19 protein-coding genes are annotated in these 21,176 nt (G+C 29.5%); 1 reads left to right on the forward strand and 18 read right to left on the reverse strand.

The features are described from left to right. Positions 1–52: 52 nt before the first annotated feature. From rfbC to C1638_RS19255, 10 genes are read right to left on the reverse strand one after another with little or no spacing between them, the layout of a single operon-like run. Positions 53–598: a dTDP-4-dehydrorhamnose 3,5-epimerase gene (gene rfbC / locus C1638_RS19210; protein ID WP_109623567.1), complete on the reverse strand. Its 546-nt coding sequence runs from the start codon at positions 596–598 to the stop codon at positions 53–55. A 26-nt stretch (positions 599–624) separates the two neighbouring features. Beyond that, complete coding sequence (locus C1638_RS19215) at positions 625–1,194, reverse strand: sugar transferase (RefSeq protein WP_109623568.1); 570 nt, start codon at positions 1,192–1,194, stop codon at positions 625–627. Between the two features lie 16 nt (positions 1,195–1,210). Further along, positions 1,211–2,347: an aminotransferase class I/II-fold pyridoxal phosphate-dependent enzyme gene (locus tag C1638_RS19220; RefSeq protein WP_109623569.1), complete on the reverse strand. Its 1,137-nt coding sequence runs from the start codon at positions 2,345–2,347 to the stop codon at positions 1,211–1,213. 15 nt (positions 2,348–2,362) lie between these two features. Next, a complete protein-coding gene (locus C1638_RS19225) occupies positions 2,363–3,391 on the reverse strand; it encodes a GNAT family N-acetyltransferase (RefSeq protein ID WP_123838403.1) in 1,029 nt (342 codons plus the stop codon). After that, the gene (locus tag C1638_RS19230) at positions 3,378–4,394 is read right to left on the reverse strand and encodes a hypothetical protein (protein ID WP_109623571.1); all 1,017 of its coding nucleotides are present in this window, start codon (positions 4,392–4,394) and stop codon (positions 3,378–3,380) included. Before C1638_RS19230 ends, C1638_RS19225 begins: the two co-directional genes overlap by 14 nt. Before the next feature lie 2 nt (positions 4,395–4,396). Beyond that, the gene (locus tag C1638_RS19235; RefSeq protein WP_109623572.1) at positions 4,397–4,957 is read right to left on the reverse strand and encodes a GNAT family N-acetyltransferase; all 561 of its coding nucleotides are present in this window, start codon (positions 4,955–4,957) and stop codon (positions 4,397–4,399) included. A 4-nt stretch (positions 4,958–4,961) separates the two neighbouring features. Beyond that, positions 4,962–5,600 carry a sugar transferase gene (locus C1638_RS19240; protein WP_109623573.1) on the reverse strand — a complete coding sequence of 213 codons (639 nt, stop codon included), beginning with the start codon at positions 5,598–5,600 and terminating at the stop codon, positions 4,962–4,964. Then, the gene (locus C1638_RS19245; protein ID WP_109623574.1) at positions 5,593–6,756 is read right to left on the reverse strand and encodes a glycosyltransferase family 4 protein; all 1,164 of its coding nucleotides are present in this window, start codon (positions 6,754–6,756) and stop codon (positions 5,593–5,595) included. The genes C1638_RS19240 and C1638_RS19245 overlap by 8 nt, the downstream gene beginning before the upstream one ends. Then, positions 6,757–7,782: an EpsG family protein gene (locus C1638_RS19250; protein ID WP_109623575.1), complete on the reverse strand. Its 1,026-nt coding sequence runs from the start codon at positions 7,780–7,782 to the stop codon at positions 6,757–6,759. A gap of 6 nt (positions 7,783–7,788) precedes the next feature. Next, positions 7,789–8,874, reverse strand: a complete 1,086-nt coding sequence (locus tag C1638_RS19255) for a glycosyltransferase (protein WP_109623576.1) — start codon at positions 8,872–8,874, stop codon at positions 7,789–7,791. 32 nt (positions 8,875–8,906) lie between these two features. Between C1638_RS19255 and C1638_RS19260 the strand changes: the two genes are divergently transcribed. Continuing rightward, a complete protein-coding gene (locus C1638_RS19260; RefSeq protein ID WP_109623577.1) occupies positions 8,907–10,175 on the forward strand; it encodes a hypothetical protein in 1,269 nt (422 codons plus the stop codon). On the opposite strand, the gene C1638_RS19265 is transcribed toward C1638_RS19260, so the two are convergent. Genes C1638_RS19265 through C1638_RS19300 form a run of 8 tightly spaced genes read right to left on the reverse strand, consistent with a single transcriptional unit; the run spans position 10,176 to position 20,902 of the window. Next, positions 10,176–11,078, reverse strand: coding sequence for a glycosyltransferase family 2 protein (locus C1638_RS19265; protein ID WP_109623578.1), 903 nt, complete (start codon positions 11,076–11,078; stop codon positions 10,176–10,178). It abuts the gene before it with no gap. A 6-nt stretch (positions 11,079–11,084) separates the two neighbouring features. After that, a complete protein-coding gene (locus tag C1638_RS19270) occupies positions 11,085–11,993 on the reverse strand; it encodes a glycosyltransferase family 2 protein (protein WP_109623579.1) in 909 nt (302 codons plus the stop codon). Then, positions 11,990–13,159 carry an O-antigen polymerase gene (locus tag C1638_RS19275; protein WP_109623580.1) on the reverse strand — a complete coding sequence of 390 codons (1,170 nt, stop codon included), beginning with the start codon at positions 13,157–13,159 and terminating at the stop codon, positions 11,990–11,992. The genes C1638_RS19270 and C1638_RS19275 overlap by 4 nt, the downstream gene beginning before the upstream one ends. Before the next feature lie 2 nt (positions 13,160–13,161). Then, positions 13,162–14,424: an oligosaccharide flippase family protein gene (locus C1638_RS19280; protein WP_109623581.1), complete on the reverse strand. Its 1,263-nt coding sequence runs from the start codon at positions 14,422–14,424 to the stop codon at positions 13,162–13,164. A 3-nt stretch (positions 14,425–14,427) separates the two neighbouring features. Further along, positions 14,428–15,720 (reverse strand): nucleotide sugar dehydrogenase, encoded by a 1,293-nt coding sequence (locus C1638_RS19285; protein WP_109623582.1) that lies wholly within the window; start codon positions 15,718–15,720, stop codon positions 14,428–14,430. After that, positions 15,721–18,111, reverse strand: coding sequence for a GumC family protein (locus C1638_RS19290; protein WP_109623583.1), 2,391 nt, complete (start codon positions 18,109–18,111; stop codon positions 15,721–15,723). Positions 18,112–18,116: 5 nt separating this feature from the next. Beyond that, positions 18,117–18,935: a polysaccharide biosynthesis/export family protein gene (locus C1638_RS19295; protein ID WP_109623584.1), complete on the reverse strand. Its 819-nt coding sequence runs from the start codon at positions 18,933–18,935 to the stop codon at positions 18,117–18,119. A 38-nt stretch (positions 18,936–18,973) separates the two neighbouring features. Next, a complete protein-coding gene (locus C1638_RS19300) occupies positions 18,974–20,902 on the reverse strand; it encodes a polysaccharide biosynthesis protein (RefSeq protein ID WP_109623585.1) in 1,929 nt (642 codons plus the stop codon). Between the last annotated feature and the right edge of the window lie 274 nt (positions 20,903–21,176).

Here is a 21,176-nt window from a genome sequence, read left to right on the forward strand (position 1 = left end):
ACGATTATAAAAATAAAAACCACTTTAAAAAAGTGGTTTTCAATACTATACTTTAAAAGTTTTTTTCTTTAAAACTTGGTGCATTTTCATCTTTCTCAGATAAAACGGCATCTTTTTCATCGATCTTCCAGTCTATACCTATATCAGGATCATTAAACTTCACACTGCCTTCTGATTCTTTATTATAAAAATTATCGCATTTATAAGAAAAAACAGCATTGGTACTTAATACAGAAAATCCGTGTCCAAAACCTCTAGGAACATAAAGCTGTAACTTATTTTCAGCTGTAAGCTCAATACCAAACCATTTACCAAAAGTTGGAGAATCTTCTCTAAGGTCTACTGCAACATCCCATACACTCCCTTCAAGGCATGATACCAATTTGGCCTGTGCATGTTCTCCTTTCTGAAGATGTAATCCTCTTAAGACACCATAAGAAGACTTTGAAATATTGTCCTGAACGAAATGTCCATTCATACCGGTAAGTTCCTCAAACCTTTTTTCATTGTATTTTTCAAAGAAGTAACCTCTATCATCTTCAAATACGGTAGGTTCTATAATGTAACAATCTTTAAGTGGGGTTTCTTTTATTTTCATAATGGCAGGGGAATTCTGTATAAATTTTATTTTACTATAATTAATAGGGTGTTCAAAAGAATTTTAATATCATTTTTAAAAGATAAATGTTCCAGATATTCCAGATTCATTTTTACTTTATGCGGAAATAATACTTCATCATTGTACTTCAAAGGATCTTCTTGTTTTTTTAAAAGATTTTCCTCATCTCTGTATACTATACTTGCTTCACAGGTTAATCCCGGTTTTAATTCCAGTACTCTCCTATCATTACCTTTAAGTTTATCATAATATCCTTCAATATCAGGTCTCGGTCCAACAAAGCTCATATCACCTTTTAAAATATTGAACAACTGAGGAAGTTCATCTAGTTTGAATTTTCTGAGAACTTGCCCAATTTTGGAACAATTCTTTGTTTTTTGATGAATTGTTTTAAACTTAAAAATGGTAAAAGTCTTTCCATACTTTCCAATTCTTTTTTGAAAAAAAATACCATTAGAAGAAGTGTCTAAGCTAGCAATGATAAATAAAACAATCAGTAGTGGCAGCAGAAAAACAGTCAGAATTATCGCAAAGATAAAATCAAAAAGAATTTTCCAATATTTATACTGATTCATTTATTTGAAAAGTATTTTAAGATCCGAAATAGGAATTGATTACTTTCAATATTCTTTCTCTGTCTTCATTTGACAAATTAGAACCTGAAGGCAGGCATAATCCATTATCAAATAACTTTTCAGAGATATTTTCACCATAATATGGAGCATTCGCAAAAACAGGTTGTAAGTGCATTGGTTTCCAAAGTGGTCTGGACTCAATATTATCTTCTAAAAATGCCATGCGTAATCCTTCTCTGTCTTTCCCTGTAATTTCAGGATCTACAATGATTGCTGAAAGCCAGTGGTTTGAATAAAAATCACCATCAGGTTCAGAAAATATGGTTACACCATTTATATTTTTGAAAGCTTCTACATAAAAATCATGCATCGCTCTTCGTGCTTCTACTCTGTTATTAAGAACTTCCATTTGTCCTCTTCCGATACCAGCTACAATATTACTCATTCTATAGTTAAATCCAATATGAGAGTGCTGGTAATGAGGTGCATTATCTCTTGCTTGTGTTGAAAGGAAAACTGTTTTATCTTTATCTTCTTGTGTGTGGCAAACCAAGGCCCCACCACCTGATGTTGTAATAATTTTATTTCCATTGAAGCTCAATACTCCAAAACGGCCAAATGTTCCACAAGCCTGCCCTTTATAAGTAGAACCTAAAGCTTCAGCAGCATCTTCAATGATTGGAATTTGATATTCTTCTGCAATGGATACAATTTCGTCCATTTTTGCAGGCATACCATATAAATGAACAACAATGATTGCCTTAGGCTTTTTCCCTTTTTGTATTCTGTCTTCAATAGCCTCTTTTAAAGCTTTTGGACACATATTCCATGTTTCGGGTTCGCTATCTATAAATACAGGATCAGCCCCACAATATGCAATAGGATTAGCAGATGCAGAAAATGTCATTGATTGACAGATTACTTCATCCCCATGCTGTACACCGCATTCTATAAGGGCAAGATGAAGCGCTGCTGTACCCGCAGAAAGAACAGCTACCTTTGCGTTTCTCTCTAAAAATTTCTCAAGGTCTTCTTCAAACCCGTTTACATTCGGACCTAGCGGTGCTACCCAGTTTTCTGCGAATGCTTCGTTGATATATTTTAATTCATTGCCGCCCATATGTGGTGAGGAAAGCCAAATTTTATTATTCATGCAATATTTTTTATTTTATTTACTACGATATAGTGGGAAAAAGGCACTATTTTTATCTGTTACCTTTTCTGATAATTTATTATATTTTGCTGTATCAATTATATACTGCCAAATCTTAAATTCACATTTTTTATTTGAAAAACCTGATTTAAATCTAAAAAGAGAGTCATCATCACTTCCACCTACTCCACCACCTAAATGTAGAAACTCCATGTTAAACTCATTTCCTAAGAGTCTTGCCTGATCTAATATTAGTTTCATAGGTGTCTCTCTTATATATTGTTCCGAAGTTCCAGCCAGATGATATTGCATTATTTTTTTTGTCATAGTAAAAATAGCACCAGCAGTAACTTTATCTTCATATTTTGCTAACAATAACTTACTTTCAAAATTATCATTATTTAAAAAAGAATTAAAATATTCTTTAGAAAAAAAATAACTAGGAGCTGCATTTACTCGTTCCATTGTTTCATAGTAAATAGAAACAAAAGAATCTATATCACTTTGATTAAATGCCTCTGTAACTAAAAAGCCCTTTCTTTTTAGCTGATTAATTTCAGATTTATTTGATTTTCTGTATTGGACTCTTTGTTCTTCTGGTGAAAGAGTTAAATCAATAGCTACTGTTTTATTAACATTTACTATTTTCCCAAAATTATCAAAAAAATTGGCATTATCAATTAAAGGATGTAATCTAGAAAATACAGAAATAATGGAATTTTCTAAACAATATTTATTAAAGGATTCTTTAAAAAAAACCTTAAATCCATGATCTAAATTGAAATTTTCTCGATTGGTAATAGGCCCAGCATAGCCATACACAGATGTACAGTCAAAAAAATCTGTTTGTTCTATAGGTCTTATCACTAATGGCAAGGCTATAAACTCATCATTATTATACGCAACAAATAGCTTACTATTAAAGTCATTATCTATTGAATGATAAAATGCTGTGTGATGGAAATCGTAAACTGTTGAAGATTTAACGATCTCATTCCATTCAAATTGTGATTTATCAATAATCTCAAATCTATACATTTTCAAAAAAACTATTTATTATATTAGATATATGCTTAATTTCTTCCGGAGAATATCTGAAGTCCATATGGATGCACAATATTCTATTTTCCAGATTTATATCTTTTTCAAAAATCTGACCAGGCCATAAGATAGCAGGAAAAATTTTGTTTTGAATTAGACATTCCCTTAATCCATTTCTAATATCAGAGTTTATACAATAAAGAATAAGGCAAAAACCATTGTGATTATTTACAATTTTAAACCTATCAGAAGATTTGATCATTTCTATCCCATAAGATATATTCTTTTGTGTAATAACAATTAGATCTTCTATAGGAAGGGTCTGTAATTGAGCTATTGCCTGTTCTGGTAAAAAAGAATTTGTTAAAGGATTTTCAAACATTTCTTCAGCATCTAGATAATATTTCCTATACAAAGTATTATTATCTAATTTTCCTGCAAGATATTCAGCTTTCAGGAACATAGCTGTTGTTTTTTTTTGATATGTCTCTTTTGCAGCTAGAGTAACCTGCAAATCATTGGAAAAAAACTCATTTTTCTTTAAAATACAGAAACCTCCGGCCCCAATAGGTAACTGCTTTCGTAATGAAGCAAAATAATAATCTGCAGATGATTGACCTACACTAAGCAAATCATGTGTTACATCTTCTATAACTACGGTTTTCTTTAAAAAATTAAGATCAATTTTCTTAATTCCAAAAAAATTAACATTAACAATAACAGTTCCTGCTTTATCCTCCCAAATAATAGAATTACTCTCTAATGGATTATATTCGTATAGAGCAACTTCAATATCTAAATCCTTACAAAACTCTATAACTTCATGGCAGTAATAACTGGGAAAACCAACTTTTTCCCAGTTATATTTTGATATTCCAAATTTTAAAAGATTATATATAGCTACTCTTCCCGAAAAAAATAAAGTTAAATTGCTTTGAGCAAGAAATTTACTCTGTTTTTTTTCTGAATAAATATAATGAAAGTCTGAGCCAAATTCTTTATTCATTGCTATTTTTCCCAGTAATTATTTTCTTTGATAAGATTAAAATAATCATCGCGTGTGATACCCACCACAACTTCATTCCACCATTCATTTTTTCTAAAATAATGGTTTTTCTTAATGCCTTCCACTGTCCATCCACATTTTTTTGTATAAACACCAATTGAAGCTTCATTGTAAGAAATCATTGATCCATTCATTCTCATCAACCCCAACTCTTCAAAAGCAAACCGATTCACCGCCATTATTGTATCTACACCATATCCTTTGCCTCTCATATCCTTATCTCCTAGAAGCATTCCATGAAAGCCATTTCTATCTTTCCAATTCACATCTACAAGATTAGCCATTCCAATTAATCCTAAATCGTCAGTATCAATTGCAAATCTTTGATTATTAGAACTCAACGATAATGTCTCAAACCATTTTTCTTGATCTTTCTTACTTGATGGGAAGTGCCATCCGCCTAGCATATAATTAATCTCAGGATCATTAGACCATTTATGAAGCAGTTCTAAATCTTCTTTTTCTATTGCTCTTAAAACAACTTTTTTCCCTCTAATGTTCATATTTTTATTTTTTAAAATGATTTTTACTTAAATTTCTACTTATTCCTAAATCATCAACTTCATCCACAGTTTGTCCATTTACGATTGTAGATGATTTAAACAAGACTGATTTCACAGTCAAAAATATTATTTTGATATCAAGTCCCAAAGAAATATTCTCAACATAATATACATCATTATTAAATCTTTCAGAAAATTTCATTTGATTTCGTCCTTTAACTTGTGCTAATCCAGTAATTCCTGGGCGTACTAGATGTCTTCTTTTGTGATAGTCAGAATAAAACTCTAAGTATTCAGGCAACAGAGGTCTTGGTCCTATAAGACTCATCTCTCCTTTGAAAATATTAAAAAACTGGGGTAATTCATCCAATGAAGTTTTTCTTACAAAAGCTCCAAATGATGTTAATCTTTCTGTATCAGATAAAAGATCACCATTCTTATCTTTCTTTTCATTCATTGTCTTAAACTTGATAATTTCAAAAATCTCGTCATTTTTCCCTGCTCTCTTTTGAAAGAAAAAAGGTTTTCCATTATTGACAAAAAACAGACCTATCATTACAAAAAGAAAGACTGGACTAAAAACAATTAGGAAAATTAACGATAGAGTAAAGTCAATAACTCTTTTGAAAAACAATTTATACATTTATATTTATTTTTTTGTCTGTCAATAACTTTTGATATTCATCTAAAAGAGCTTTCCAAACGATATTTTGATCATATCGGTTTTCAATCATCTTTCTTGCATTTGATTTCATTTTCAAATAATTTTCTTTATTACTAATCATCAGCTTCATTGCTTCCTCAAGTTTTTCAACATTTTTGGATGGAACAATGAGCCCATTTTCATTTTGGATGATAATTTCATTACATCCATTAATATTTGAAACAACACTTGGAAGTTCCATAGCACCCGCTTGCATTACAACATTTGGAAATCCTTCTCTATAACTTGGAAAAACCAAAGCATCAGAAATTAAAAAATAAGGTCTAACATCTTTCTTAAAACCTACAGTAATAATATTTTGATTTTTTTGTATTTCATCGTAGGTATCTTTCTGCAAAGGATCCAGCTCTTCTTCAAATGTTCCGACCAATAAAAGTTTTACATTTTCACCATTTAAGGCTACAAAAGCTTTAATAAGTTCATTAATTCCTTTATCTCCTACAATTCTTCCTACAAAAATAAATACAAAATCACTTTGTTTAATACCTAATTCTTCTTTAATTTTTGTTAAAGAACTATTATCTATATGATCTGGATTGAAATGGTCTAAATCTATACCGTTAACATTGCCATTAGCTATTACATTTAAAGGTTTATCTGTAATATTATATTTTTTCAAATCAGATGCAACACCCTTTCCTTCCGGATAAATATTAGTGGCGGCCCAACACAACAATTGATCCATTTTTATCAATAGTTTTTGCATAAAACCTGTTCTTGTAGGGAAAATAAGTCCTGTAAAGGTATGTATACGTATAGGTACTCCTGCCATTTTTCCGGCCAACATAGATAATAATCCTGCTTTAGGAGTTATAGAATGAATGAGAGTAGGTTTTTCTTTTTTTAAATATTTATATAATTTCATTAATGAAATAAGATCCTGTAAAGGAGAGATCTTTCTCTGCATTTCAATTGGAAAAATAGCGACTCCCTCCCTATCTTCAACTTCTTCTAAATGAATATTTTTTCCAGACACAGCTACAATATTAAAATATTCGCTTAAATATTTAAGTTGTCCCTTCAATAATATATTAAGAGACTCTGGAACAGTTGACGTTTTTATAAGTTTAATCATTTAGCCTTTATATATAATAAAATTTTTCATCCAATAAATACTTAAAATTAACAGAATAATCCAACGAAAATTATTCTTCATATATTTCGTATTTCCTATTGCAATTATGTTACCAAAAAAAAGAATATTGGGTACTCTAATTAAAACCGTGTGATTTAATGAATATATATAGCCTACAAATGTGAGTAAGGATATAAAGTACAAAAAATTAGATTTCAATGGTAACTTATTGATATAAAATATAATCAATAAAAACAGTGAAAAGAGAGGAAGAAAATATCCTGTATTTAAACTTCTTAAACTATTTTCAGTAAGATATACTGTAAGCTGAGAAGGAAGCATTGGATTGGATAAATAGTCTAAACCAGGCATATAAATTTTCAAGGCAACTACTATGGCAAAAAAAATATAACAAAAAAAACTTTTAATCTTATATATTTCCCATAGTGCTATAACACCAATACACATTATTGCTATAGAATGAAATGATATTGCAATTAAAAAAAACAAGCCCGAATAAAGGTATCGCTTTTTAATATACATCATTAAGCACAATAGAATGAATGATGTTGCCAAAGCATCTCTTATTTGAGTAAATTCACGAAGGTAAAAAAAGAGCACAAAATAAATAAAGATAGAGATAAATGGAAATCTTGTGAACCGATAAAACAAATATCCTTTAATCCCTAAAGAAACAGTTGCACAAAAAAATAAAAAAGCCCTAAACCCTAAGCTATTAAATACTTTATTTAATAATAAATATCCAATTTCTTTTACTCTGCCAGAATTATTAAATAAAAGATCATTATAGCTCATATTCCCAGTTTCATTGAACATGGCATGATACATTTTACTGTCATTATCACTTCCTATCTCTCTAAATCCTGCTATACTTATTAATAAAATAATAATTATAATGAAAGCGTTATTCTTATAGGTCTTATAGATTGAAGAATTATAACACTTCAACTCAAAAATGGCAGTGACCAATAATAAAATGAAAACATTAATAAAAATTATCTGCACTGTAACCTATTTATTATTTACCTGATTATAGAGTACCTGCATTTTTTCAATAGTTTTATCAATACTATAGTGTTTACTCTTCTCTATTCCTTTCTTTGACACTTTGCTATGAAATTCCTGATTATTGATTAGTTCTAAAATAATATTTTTTAATTCTTCAGTATTTCCAGTTTCAAAAAGCAAACCCCCATCTTTCACTACACTATTTAATCCACTTACATTTGAAGCAACCATAGGAGTTCCACTGGCCATGGCCTCTACAGAAACAAGGCCAAATCCCTCCCAATGAGAGCTAAGAATTGCAACATCACACATCTTATATAGCGAATATACATCTGATCTAAAGCCCAGAAAATTCACTCGATCTTTCAGGTTCAGGTCAGATACTAAATCTTCCAGTTTAGGTCTTCTAGCGCCATCTCCTACCAATAACAATTTATAATTATCCGGTAATTCTTTCAAGGTTTTGATTAATGTATCCTGATCCTTTTGCTCTCTAAAAGCAGCAACCATTATTAATAGCCTATCGTTATCTTTATAACCCAAATCTTTTCTTTCAGCTTTGTTTGCAGACAACACTTTTTCAAGATTAACTCCATTCTCAATAACAACCAACTTTTCCATATTAAGATTTAATTTTAATATTAGTTGTTCTTTAACTTCAGGAGTAATGCAGATAATTTTTTTGTAAAATGAGTATATAAATTTATCTAAAGGCTTAAATATTTTTTTATCAAGGCGTCTATTAACAGTATTATGCTCTGTAAAAATAAGTTTAATTTTCTTGAATGATAATATTTTTGCTATAACTACAAAATACATTGAAGGGAACAAATGTACATGAACTATGTCGTACTGTTGAAAGTAAGAAATTATTCTAAAAATGTAAACAGGATTATAAAATGAATTTCCTAAAGAAAAGATTTTTCCTATTTTTTGTTTCTCAAGTTCTTGATAAAAAGGAGTTTTCTCTCCATTTAACAATAATACATCAACATCATTCCCTTTTTGGGCCAATAATGGTATTATATCCACAATTAGTTTTTCTGCTCCTCCTCCTCCAAGACCATTAATGACATGTAATATTTTCAAAATTTCGTATTTTTACCACAAAAGTAAAAAAAATGGTTAAGAATATCAGTACGCTGCTTTATATTTGTTTCTTCCCTACTGTCCTGGCATGCAATAAAAAAAAGGAAGCCTTAATAAATTATCCTCTCGAGCAACAAAAATTTCAAAAAGAATATTCAAAATTTAGTTCTTTAAAAGTGGATAATGATACTATTAATGGCAGTTTTTTTGGTATAAAAGCAGACTTTAATGGAAAGACCGGGACCGACAATAGAAAAGCTTTACAGATTGCAGTAGACTATTGTTCTAAAAATAAAAAAACATTAGTACTTCCAAAAGGTAAAATATTACTTAATTCATTTGGTATTAGTGATGCAGCAAAATCTCATAATAATATCATAGATTTGAAATCTAATACAACAATTAATGGTAGTGGTTCTGAAATTATTATCGGAAACTTTTTTGATGATAAGAACTTCATTGTATTTTCCGGATTTAATGCGTCTGAACCTTTAGAATTTACAAAATTGGAAAATATTGGCTTTAGTCATATTACTATTGATTTTAGTTCTTCAACATCATATATGAAAAATGGGTATCGTTTAAGAAAAGCTATTGAATTTGGCCATACAATAAATGGATATGTAACCCAGTCTATCTTTAAAAATGGAGATCTTACTTGTGCCATAGCATCTGGCTACGGTAAGAAAAACATCAGTTCAAATATAAAAATTTTTAATAATAGATTTATTAATTTAATCAAATCTGAAGAAAACGAGGATCATACTACTGTATACATTAATTCTCAATTTTCTGAAGTATATAATAATATCTTTACTAATAACTCAACACGCGGAAAATTAATAGCATGTGCTACTGAACTTCATAACTCTAATACAAAGTTCTATAAAAATACAATTTCGGGATATACAAGGATGATGTATGTAGCAGCAACAGACAAAGAAAATTATACTATTACAAACATCAATATTTCTAATAATACTGCAAATATAACAAATGCTGCAATCTATCTATGGCTAGACCAAAGTACTGCAATTGAAAACATTATTATTGAAAATAATAATATAACAAGTACACATGTTAAGGGCTATTCTATGCTTTACAATGGTACCCAAGGACTATTGGCAGATGCTAGAAATAATACGATCACAAGTGTAACAAATATGGTTGTTAGAAATAATAACATTAATATCAAGAGTACTGCATTTAAAGGAAGAGCTGTAAAATACAGTACAAATTATAAATTTAAAGATATTAATAATCAGTGTTCAAATTGTAAGGATGGTAATTATTATAAATAATTAATTAATTTTTCCTGCTCTTATATTTCTAATCTTTTCTATTCTCTTATATGTAACAAGATAAGTAGGTATTAATAAGAATATTGTAAATATTTTATCGCTTGAATTATTAATTATCTGCATAGGTTGTTTACCGCCTGAAAAAGAATAAGATATATATTTTATTTCATTTTTTAACCTTTCTATAATATTTAATTTTTGTTCCTGAAGCATTTTCTTTTCAAAAATAAATCCATTAATATTATTGGCAGCCATTTTTAATACGTTAGACGTCATACCATCAGCTAAATAATCTCCTTTATAAATAACATGATTAATACATTTCAGATTACCAAATTTATTAGTTTTAATATAAGGAATATTATCTGGGATAAACTTTTCACCGTCAAAAGGAGAGACAAATGATTTTTTATATAATGAAGTTTTGATTATAAATAATTTATCACCATAAATTTTATTCTCTTTACCAAAATAAAGATCTAAATAAGTGGTTGACGAACATTTAAATTTACTACCAATTATATTATCATTAGTATCTGATTTTAACCCTACAAGACCTATATGCTCATCATTGAGTTCAGCTAATTCTTTCTTTAAAAAACTAATTATATTCTCTACTAAATAATCATCTGAATCTAAAACAAGAGTGTACTCTCCATTAGGGGCAGAATCAAATCCTTTAATAATAGATTTTGTTTTACCCTCATTAATTTTTTTTATGTATTTAAAATTAATCTTAGCTTCCTCAATCCAAGCTTTTGCAAGGTCTTCGGTATTATCATCTGAGCCATCATCAACTAATATCCATTCAAAATCATCTTTATCATTTGTTAACAAAGAATTATAAATATTGGGTAAGCAATAAGCTCGATTATATGTTGCAGTTATAATTGATAATTTCATATTATATTAAAAATTTTTATTTAAAGCATTTTTAAATAACGCTTTAATTAATAATATTAGGCTTGAATTTCCTATTTTAAAATTATATTTTATAATAGTACTTAATTTTTGTAAAAGGTTTAAATTGGGGAATAATAGATAGGCTTTAAATAAATTCACATCTTTATTACTTAATTTCAAACCATATTTTTCAAAAAAACTTTTATTGGCATCATAATGTTTGAAATCAATAATAGCATTTTTTCTATTAGTAAATGTTTTTATTCTATCCATTATGCTAATTGGAACATTTCCTGTTACATTATTATCATGTTGGCGATATAACATCAATGACTCATCAATATAACAAAGTTTACCAAACGCTACAGCTCCTATTGTTATATAATGATCATGCATATAAATATAGTCCGGATAATCTCTAAGTAAATCTAATAGTTGTTTATTGAACATTAAGGAGCATCCCTGAACACCACTATTTAAAAATAAACTATTTTCCAGGTTATCTCTTTCAATTAAAGAAACTTTATCTGCGATAATTTTAACCCCGTTGTATGCATATGCATTACAATAAACCGCAAAAGGTTCATTGACATTTTTAATTTTATTAAACAAAACCTCCAATTTAGATTCCATCCAAATATCATCTTGATCACAAAAAACTATATAATCTGCATTTGAGTGTTTTAATAAATGTAAAAAATTCTGTGCTGCTCCACCACATTTTATATTATCTTCGATTAAGTTTATTCTAGAATCTAATTTTTCATATCTCTTAATGATCTTAACGGTCTCATCTGAAGAGCCATCATCATGTACTAACAGCCTCCAATCTTTATAAGTCTGTCCAATAAGTGATAATATTTGATTTTCAATATAGCTTCCGCCGTTATATGTAGCCATTAATATATCTATCATGTTGATAATTTAAAAAACTTAGGAATTAAAAGAATAATAATATACTGTAAATAAGTGGATAAATTTAAGAATATATATTCCCCAAAAAACTGAAGAAGAAGACAGGGTAATATCATTGAATAAATTAGGATCATCAATATATTTCCATAATTAGAAAGCTTATATGCTATACCAAACATTAGCCCATATATCATTCCAAAAATACCAACTCCTGTATAACCAAAGTCTTTATAAAATGGTAACATAACAGTATATACATTCGTAGGGATAGGAATATATGCATAAGTAAAAATTGTTTCCTGAACCTTATAAGACCCACCAAAAGCATTTGCAAAAGCGTAGAAAAATCTAAAAGTGTAACTACCAAATTGAGTGGAACCAAAATATACTAGAGTATCATATGCAGGCATACCTCCAAATAAGTACAAAGAGAATGTATCAAAAATGGAAACTTTTTCATCATATGGATTTGATCCTCTCAGAGCAGTCACTAATAAAAGGAATGAAACAAAAACAATTATAAAAGTCAAATAATGTTTTTTAGTTAAAACATTTTTAAAATATAATATTATAAAAATTCCTAAAGATAGTATGACTAAGCTTGTTCTTGCTAAAGTAACTAAACCTAATAGAAAGGCACATAGTAGTATAATATAATATTTTAATTTAGATATTTTATTGTAGTAGTAAGTAAATAAAAGACAAACAGTATTTGCAAAATTAAAAATATATCCTACAGGTCCAAGGGAAAAGGTCTCATTCTCTTCTTGTCCTGTATTGATTGATCTAAGTCTCAATAAAAAATATTCAGGTCCAACTTTAATAGCCTCGGTAATTAATAAAATTAAAGCAACAGGGGTAAAAACAATAATAATATAAAAATATATATTAAAGAATAAATTATTGTACAATGAAAAATTTGAACTTTTATTAACACGAATAAATGTTGAGAGATAACAGATCAGCATAAAAGAAGTTACCCATATTAATACCGAAAATAAGAATTGTGATTGCAACGGATAAAGATTATGTGGGATAATATTAAATAATAAAATAATACACCCCCATATAAAAGGCATTAAAAATAAAGGGTTTAAGATTTTTTTATCATTAGTATACCCTATAAAAGACAGCATTAGAAATACTAATGAAGTAAGTAAACTCATTATTAAATATATTTATATTTTTTCACAAAGTAAAGCATTAAAATAAAAATAATCATTTCTACAGCTAACATACTATAAATAGCACCTCGAACATTCATGTAATAAATTAACAAAAGTGTTACTGGTAAGCTTAATATTCCTACAATAGTATAAACTCTTGAAAAAATACGTTTCTGTTCTTCCTGTCCTAATCCCAGTAGACCAAGTTGCCCTAACACACCTCCCAAAGCAATAGGGAATATCATTAGCATGAAAGGTATTAACAGGTTAGGTGCTTCAGAATATTCTTTTAGAAATTTATTAATTATTAAATCCTGTAAACCTAAAATTGCACCAAATGCAATAACCATGATTAAGAATATGGTGATTAAAATAATTTTAAAAATTTGTTTTGCTTTTTCTAAATCATTTATTTTAAGTTTTGCGATAACAGGAAAACAGGCTTGATTAACAGGTCCTAATACCCCAAAACAAACCACTCTTACAATCCTTTCCATTGCACTAAACAATCCGACATTATAAGTGGTAGAGAAAAAGCCTAAAATAAGTGTTAAACTATTTGTATACAAACTAATCGAAGAATTGGATAAGAAAATCAACCATGAATCCTTAATTTCATCAATATAAGACTGCCAACTTCCGAATCGTATTTCTTTAAAATATGTTCTATGTGTTTTATAAATATATATTATAGAAATCAGTCCTGCTACAAGAAAAGTTAAAGACTGCAAAAAAATAGCAATGCCTGAATCTGTAGGCTTAGTAACAAATACAAAAATAAGAGGATATGTTAATATTTTAGAAATTATATTAATGATACTCAGCTCTTTCATTCTGTTTAACCCTTGAAACCACCATACTGGGAATATGGCTGTTCCTAAAATCATTATCATCGAAATAAGAATTCCCTCACGATATACATATAGTTTATCAAAAAGAAAAACACTTATTACAGCCACAATAAATGTAAGGATAAACAAGACACATTTAATAATTGTTATATTCCAATATACATCACGAATAACATCCTCTGAATCAGAATTTTCTGCAATTTTTTTTGTAGCAGATAGATTGAATCCAAAATCTACAAATAATACAAAAAACTGTGATGCAGCAAAAGCAAAACTATATTTACCAAACTCTTCAATAGATAGTACTATCAATAAATACGGAAGAGTCACTAATGGTAAAAGGTAGTTTAGTCCCTGTATTAGATATAGATAAAAAGAGTTCTTAATGATGTTTTTTAACTCACTATTTCCCATTCGTTATAATCTGGCGTCTACAAGCTTTCTATCTAAACAGGCTTTAGTATCAAAAATCACAGCATTATCTTTTTTAAAGAACTGAATATCCATGTTAAGAAATTCACTGTGAGAAACAGCGAGAATAATGGAATCATACTTTTTACTATCATCAAGCTGATCTAAAATATCAACTCCATACTCATGCTTTACCTCTTCTATACTTGCCCACGGATCATAAATATCTACATCAATCCCATAGTCAACTAATTCTGTATATATATCAAAGACTTTAGTATTCCTAACATCAGGGCAATTTTCTTTAAAGGTAACCCCTAAAATCAATGCTTTAGATCCTTTGATAATCCCACCTTTTGCTATTAAAAGTTTTACCACTTTGGAAGCAATAAATTTTGCTATCGAGTCATTAACACGACGGCCTGATAAAATTACATCTGGATGATATCCTAATTGTTCTGCTTTATGTGCTAAGTAGTAAGGATCAACAGAGATACAATGACCTCCGACTAGTCCTGGCTTATATTTAAGAAAATTATACTTTGTACCTGCAGCCTCCAGAACATCATTTGTATCAATACCAATCCTGTCAAATATCAATGCCAGCTCATTCACAAATGAAATGTTAACATCACGTTGGGCATTTTCAATTGCTTTTGAAGCTTCTGCTACTTTAATAGAACGAGCTTTATGTGTTCCGGCAGTAATAATCTTTTTATAAAGTTCATCAACTTCATCTGCAATTTCATCTGTGGATCCGGAAGTTACTTTTTTTACTGTTGTAAGAGTATGTACCTTATCTCCCGGATTAATTCTCTCTGGAGAATAACCTACAAAAAAGTCATTATTAAACTGTAATCTTGAGTATTTCTCTAAAACAGGAACACATTCTTCTTCTGTACACCCAGGAAAAACTGTTGATTCATAAATAATAATATCTCCTTTTTTAATAATTTCTCCCAACATTTTTGATGCTGAAATTAAAGGGGTGAGATCAGGGGCATTATATCTATCTATAGGAGTTGGTACAGTCACTATAAATATATTACAATCAGTAATATCTTTTAATTGGCTAGTTGCTTTATACCCTGCACTTCCAGAAGTTACAGAGTACCTTTTAATTCCCTCAGAAAGTTTATCAACATCAGCTTCTAGTGTTATATCTTGCCCATTATTAAGCTGATGGACTCTTTCAGTATTAATATCAAATCCTAAAACTGGATAATATACTGAAAATTCCAATGCTAAAGGCAGACCAACATACCCTTGTCCAATAATGGCAATTTTATAAGATTTCATTTAGCTGAAAATATTTTTAATTTTTTGAAAAAAACTTTTCTCCTCTACATTATTATACCCATAGCCATATTTATTGCTATATCCTAAATTTTCTCTACTAACATCATTCAATACAAATCCTACATTTTTGATTTTTCCTTGATCAATATTGCTATTTGCAAATTCAATTAGAGACTTTTCAGTGTATTTAGACCTAGAAACATATATTGTAATATCAGAAAGTTCTGCAATCAAGAACGTGTCCGTAACAAGTAATAATGGAGCTGTATCTAAAATAATATAATCATAATTCTCCTTTAATTTATCTAATAGATTTTCATAACGTCCATTAGATAGTAATTCAGTTGGATTTGGAGGAATCATTCCTGAATAAATTACATCCAGATATGGATTAAACGTGGATACATGAATAATATCTTCCAATTTTGTTTGATCAGAGTAAAGATATTCTGTCAGTCCTGTCAGTCCTTTTCTAGCAGGATTATATCGTTGAAGTTGTGGATTTCTGATATCAGACCCAATAATAATTACTTTCTTTTTAGGAGTAGCTAAAGTCAAAGCTAAATTAACAGATGTAAATGTTTTTCCTTCTCCTTTTACCGTTGAAGTTACAAATACAATTTTTCCACCTTCTTTATTTTTAGGCAGCATAAAATTCATATTTGTAATAAGAATTCTAAATGCTTCAGCCATTGGAGTAATATCATTCATTTGAACAATTTCAGGTTCTCCCTTTTCTATACTTGGTAATTCTGCAATAATTGAAGCATGAACTAATTTTTCCAGATCATGTTTAGTTGCAAGCTTATTGTTAAATAACTCTCTTACATATATTATTAAGAATGGTATTATTAAACCTATAAGTAGTGCAATGAAAAGTAGAACTTTCTTTTTAGGTGCTACAGGAGCTCCAGAAACATAGGCATTATCAATCACTCTTGCTTTGGGGGCAACAATTGATTCTGTAATAGCAGTCTCTTCTCTCTTTTTAAGTAATAAAAGATATAAATTTTCTTTGATTTGCTGCTGTCTCTCAATATTTCTGAAAATCTTCTCAATTGATGGAAGCTTAGATATTTTATTTGAAACTTTGTTTTGCTCTCCTAAATATTCATTTTTAGCTAGCTCCAGCCCATCTTTATTTTTTTGTAAGCTCTGTACTACAGAGGATCGCATTGCGTTAATCTGTTTTGTTACGTCTACAACTGCAGGGTTTTCAGGAGTTGCAGACTCTAGCAATCTATTTCTTAAAATTATAGCTTGATTATATGTAGAAACACCAGCTATTGCTTCAGGATTATTCAAACCTACATTTGATGGAAGTACCTGATACTGTCCTTGTCTTGAAACATATGAAAGTAATGAATTAGTCAATTCTAACTGAGCATCAATATCAAGTTGTTTAGCTCTTGCAGAAGCTGAACTCTCTAGGTTTATTTTAGCCTCTGCTTCAAGATCTGTTAACTGGTTTTTTGTTTTAAAATCTTCTTTCTTATTTTCAACATCTCCTAATTCTACTGCTAGTTTTTTTACTCTATCATCTATAAACTCAAGAGTTTTTTTAGACTGTGAATTTTTATCTACAATAGCATCATTATTATAAGCAACTACGAGTGAATTAAGAATATCCTGAGCTTTTGCAATTTCGGCATTATTTAAAGATAATGATACAACAGTAGAATTTTTATTTACTAAACCTACATTTAGGGCATTTTGAAGACCCATTACTTTAGAATCTAAAGTAGAAATGGAAATCTTTAATTCATTAACATTAATTTTTTTGACAGTCTGAGGTTTAAAACCATTATTCTTTGTAATAATAATATTGGCATAAGGAAGACTTATCATTCTTCCAAACTCAGTATTGATCTTTTGCTTTAGTTCTTCAGAAGAAATTTCAATTTTATTATTGTCTATCGAAACATTTAAAGGTTTTGTAGGAGACTTACTAAATGGTTTTTCTACAATAATCCTTACTATAATAGGAGAAGATTCTTTATAGAGTTCAATATTCTTAAAACTATCATCTGCAAAAATGTCTGTCTGCAAATTTTTTGCAATGACTACATCCCGCATTAGTTTTTTTGATTTAAGAATTTCAATTTCATTGTCAACACTATTCGTCTTCATTCCACCAAAGCCTGATAAATCCTGTAGTACATTCATTTCACTACTAGACGGTGAACTTTTGGCATCTTTGATAAGAATAGTTGATTGTATATTGAAAATCGGAGTCATTAATCGCAAGGCAATAAATGCTAAAATCACACATATTCCTATTGAAAGTAAAAACCAACCCCATTTTCTAACATAAGGCCTTATAACCTCTGTAATTTTTGTTTTATGATTATTGTCTGCTTCTGAAAGCTTTGAAAAATTTTGGCTACTCATTAATTTTATTTCTTAAATAAACCTACCACTACAGCAAGAGCTGTTACAACCACTGAAGCTGCTGTTAAATAAATAGCAGTATTTGGATTCTGCTTAGAGCTTATATCTTTTACGTTATTTGCTGATACGATAATAGCATCTCCCTGCTTCAAATTAAAATAAGGGGAATTAATCAGATTTGCATCCTGTAAATTGATTCGTCCATGAGTAACAGTCCCATTCTCAGTTCTTATTACAAGTACATCTTCTCTTTTACCAAAAGCTGTTAAATCACCAGCAAGACCTAATGCATTTAAGATCGTTGCCTGCCCATTAGAGATTGTATAATCACCTTGCTTATTTACTTCACCTAGCACTGTAACTTTAAAGTTGGCTAACCTTACATTAATAGTTGGGTTAATAATATATTTTTTTAGTTGCTCTCTTAAATTATCTTTAAGAGTAACTAAAGTTTCACCTTTAGTATTGATCTTTCCTAATATTGGAAAATCAATATAGCCATCGGTATCTACATTATATGTTGGTCCTGAAATTGTTGTAGTACCTTGATTTGGTGTATTTCCTCCCGCAGTAGCATTTGTTTGTATCATTTCAGAAGAAGAATAATTTTGATTGAATGGTCTTACAACATCCATATCTTTTGCTGTAATCAAAATAATCAACTGATCACCAGTTTGTATTGTATTATTAGAATTTTTAGCAGAGGCTTCTGTTGCAACATGCTCAATATTCTGCATATAGTTCAAATCATTATGAGCATTCGGATTAACCTTACAGGAAACCAATAAAGACGCTAATAATATTGCCAGTATTTTACCTTTCATTATATTTTAAAATTGTACAAATATACACTTATATTTTTCTATCTATCCAGTGCCTCATATATAGAATTATTACTTCTAAATTCAGGCACAATTGTTTTCAATATTCTTACAACATCTACTTTATCCCTTCTTAAAGAAGCTTTAGTAATCTGTTTTGTTAGGGCATTTATTTCTTCAAATCCTATAGATGGATCTTTAGAAATCATAATTTTCTCATTGTGAGTCGGTAATGTTTTTGCATCATCACTCAAAAGCTCTTCATAAAGCTTTTCACCGGGTCTTAAACCAGTATAAATAATTTTGATATCTATATTAGGCTCAAATCCCGATAGCTTAATCATCCTTTTGGCTAAATCTAAAATTTTAACAGGTTCTCCCATATCAAAAACAAAAATCTCACCTCCCTCACCCATGGTTCCTGCTTGAAGAACTAACTCACAAGCTTCCGGAATGGTCATAAAATATCTTACAATTTCTGGATGGGTAATCGTTACTGGACCACCTGCTTCAATCTGTCTTTTAAAATGAGGAATTACGGAACCATTAGAACCTAATACATTTCCAAATCTTGTAGTAATAAATTTAGTAGTATTTCCCTCTACATTTTGAAGGGATTGAACAAATAGTTCAGCAGCTCGTTTTGAAGCCCCCATTACGTTGGTAGGATTTACAGCCTTGTCAGTGGAAACCATTACAAAACGATTCACTTTATATTTACTGGATAACGTTGCAATAATTTTAGAACCTAATATGTTGACAAAAATTGCTTCGTGTGGATTTTCTTCTACTAAAGGTACATGTTTATAAGCAGCAGCATGATATACCATTGAAAAGTTATAATGCTGGAATAAAGCTTCCATTCTGTGCTGATTAGAAACGTCTCCCAAAACAAATTTAAAAGCAATATCAGGGAACTTTTCTTTCATCTCAAGCTCAATATCATAAAGAGGCGTCTCTGCCTGATCTAAAACAACAATTAGAGATGGGTTGAAAAGAGCAACCTGCCTTACAATTTCACTACCTATAGATCCTGCCCCTCCGGTTACCAAGACAATTTTATCAGAATGTCTGCTGCTAATTTTTTCATTCTGAATTTTGATTGGTTTTCTATTCAATAAATCCTCTATTTGAAGGTTTTTAATGGATACACCTAAATCACTATCTCTTAACTTTTGTACAGATGGAGCTTTGAAGACATTTAGATCTTTTTCAAGAAATAGATTCACCCAAGAGTTTACCTCATCCCTGGCCATCATTTCTTTAATAATCAGAACTCCATCAATAATGAGGTCTTCCTTTGTATTTTCTTCAATTTTTTTCTTTTCATAAATAGGTTTCCCCAGCAAAGAAGCTCTTTTAGAATCAGTTCTTTGTGTCAGAAAGCCCACAACCTGATAAGGTAAGCTCGGATTATCCAAAATAGCTCTGGCAATTGCAATAGACTGTTCATCAATTCCTAATACTAGAATTCTTTTCTTTAAAGCACTTCTTCGATATTCTCTGACGATATGGAAAAACTCTTTAACATATAATCTGAAAAGAAATAGCCCCATAAAAGAAATGACGAAGTACAGAATCAGATAAGGAGTTAAAATAAATTTTCCTCCTGTAGCCCAAAAATAGAAAATGTTTACTGTACCAATAGTAAACATGGTACAAAAACAAGATATAAAGAGTTTAAATAAATCTATAAATGTTGAATGACGAATAATACCCGCATAAGTCTTAAAGATATACATAAAGACTATATTAACTGTAATAATAGAAGCAAATACGATGCTTTTATCATTATGATAAATAAATTCTCTTTGGGTAATTTTTTCGATAATATAGGTAGATAGAAACAGGGATATAACCAGAATAATAATATCTATTATAAGTATTATCCATCTAGGAAGATACCTTACGTCTGAGAGATTGACAACATTATCCCCTCCAAATAGTTTTTTTCTAAGAGAATTGTACATTGTCTATATTTGTGTTCATATTTAAATTAATGTAGGATTCGATTATCTATCAAAGATAATTTTGATACAATCATGCAAAAGTAAAATAAAAATTCATTTCTACATTGAAATCAAAAATAAATTTGATGTTTTCATTTTTTTTAAAATTGCTAGAAGTCAAGCAACAAAGGTAATGGCTGACAAAAATCATACCATAAAAATTCAGTCACGGGTGATATTTCTGAATTAAAAACACTTTTGTTAAATAATTTCGCAGCAATTTATTTATTAAATA

It is taken from the genome of Chryseobacterium oncorhynchi, assembly GCF_002899895.1.
Taxonomy (GTDB): Bacteria; Bacteroidota; Bacteroidia; order Flavobacteriales; family Weeksellaceae; genus Chryseobacterium; species Chryseobacterium oncorhynchi.

What these genes read in the sequence shown, in the direction of transcription:
- C1638_RS19235 (WP_109623572.1), bottom strand. Translation starts at nt 4,957, where the DNA reads ATGAACATTAGAGGGAAAAAAGTTGTTTTAAGAGCAATAGAAAAAGAA.
- C1638_RS19270 (WP_109623579.1), bottom strand. Translation starts at nt 11,993, where the DNA reads ATGATAGATATATTAATGGCTACATATAACGGCGGAAGCTATATTGAA.
- C1638_RS19295 (WP_109623584.1), bottom strand. Translation starts at nt 18,935, where the DNA reads ATGAAAGGTAAAATACTGGCAATATTATTAGCGTCTTTATTGGTTTCC.
- C1638_RS19300 (WP_109623585.1), bottom strand. Translation starts at nt 20,902, where the DNA reads ATGTACAATTCTCTTAGAAAAAAACTATTTGGAGGGGATAATGTTGTC.
- C1638_RS19240 (WP_109623573.1), bottom strand. Translation starts at nt 5,600, where the DNA reads ATGTATAAATTGTTTTTCAAAAGAGTTATTGACTTTACTCTATCGTTA.
- C1638_RS19285 (WP_109623582.1), bottom strand. Translation starts at nt 15,720, where the DNA reads ATGAAATCTTATAAAATTGCCATTATTGGACAAGGGTATGTTGGTCTG.
- C1638_RS19280 (WP_109623581.1), bottom strand. Translation starts at nt 14,424, where the DNA reads ATGGGAAATAGTGAGTTAAAAAACATCATTAAGAACTCTTTTTATCTA.
- C1638_RS19220 (WP_109623569.1), bottom strand. Translation starts at nt 2,347, where the DNA reads ATGAATAATAAAATTTGGCTTTCCTCACCACATATGGGCGGCAATGAA.
- C1638_RS19275 (WP_109623580.1), bottom strand. Translation starts at nt 13,159, where the DNA reads ATGAGTTTACTTACTTCATTAGTATTTCTAATGCTGTCTTTTATAGGG.
- C1638_RS19230 (WP_109623571.1), bottom strand. Translation starts at nt 4,394, where the DNA reads ATGAATAAAGAATTTGGCTCAGACTTTCATTATATTTATTCAGAAAAA.
- C1638_RS19290 (WP_109623583.1), bottom strand. Translation starts at nt 18,111, where the DNA reads ATGAGTAGCCAAAATTTTTCAAAGCTTTCAGAAGCAGACAATAATCAT.
- C1638_RS19260 (WP_109623577.1), top strand. Translation starts at nt 8,907, where the DNA reads ATGGTTAAGAATATCAGTACGCTGCTTTATATTTGTTTCTTCCCTACT.
- C1638_RS19215 (WP_109623568.1), bottom strand. Translation starts at nt 1,194, where the DNA reads ATGAATCAGTATAAATATTGGAAAATTCTTTTTGATTTTATCTTTGCG.
- rfbC (WP_109623567.1), bottom strand. Translation starts at nt 598, where the DNA reads ATGAAAATAAAAGAAACCCCACTTAAAGATTGTTACATTATAGAACCT.
- C1638_RS19245 (WP_109623574.1), bottom strand. Translation starts at nt 6,756, where the DNA reads ATGATTAAACTTATAAAAACGTCAACTGTTCCAGAGTCTCTTAATATA.
- C1638_RS19265 (WP_109623578.1), bottom strand. Translation starts at nt 11,078, where the DNA reads ATGAAATTATCAATTATAACTGCAACATATAATCGAGCTTATTGCTTA.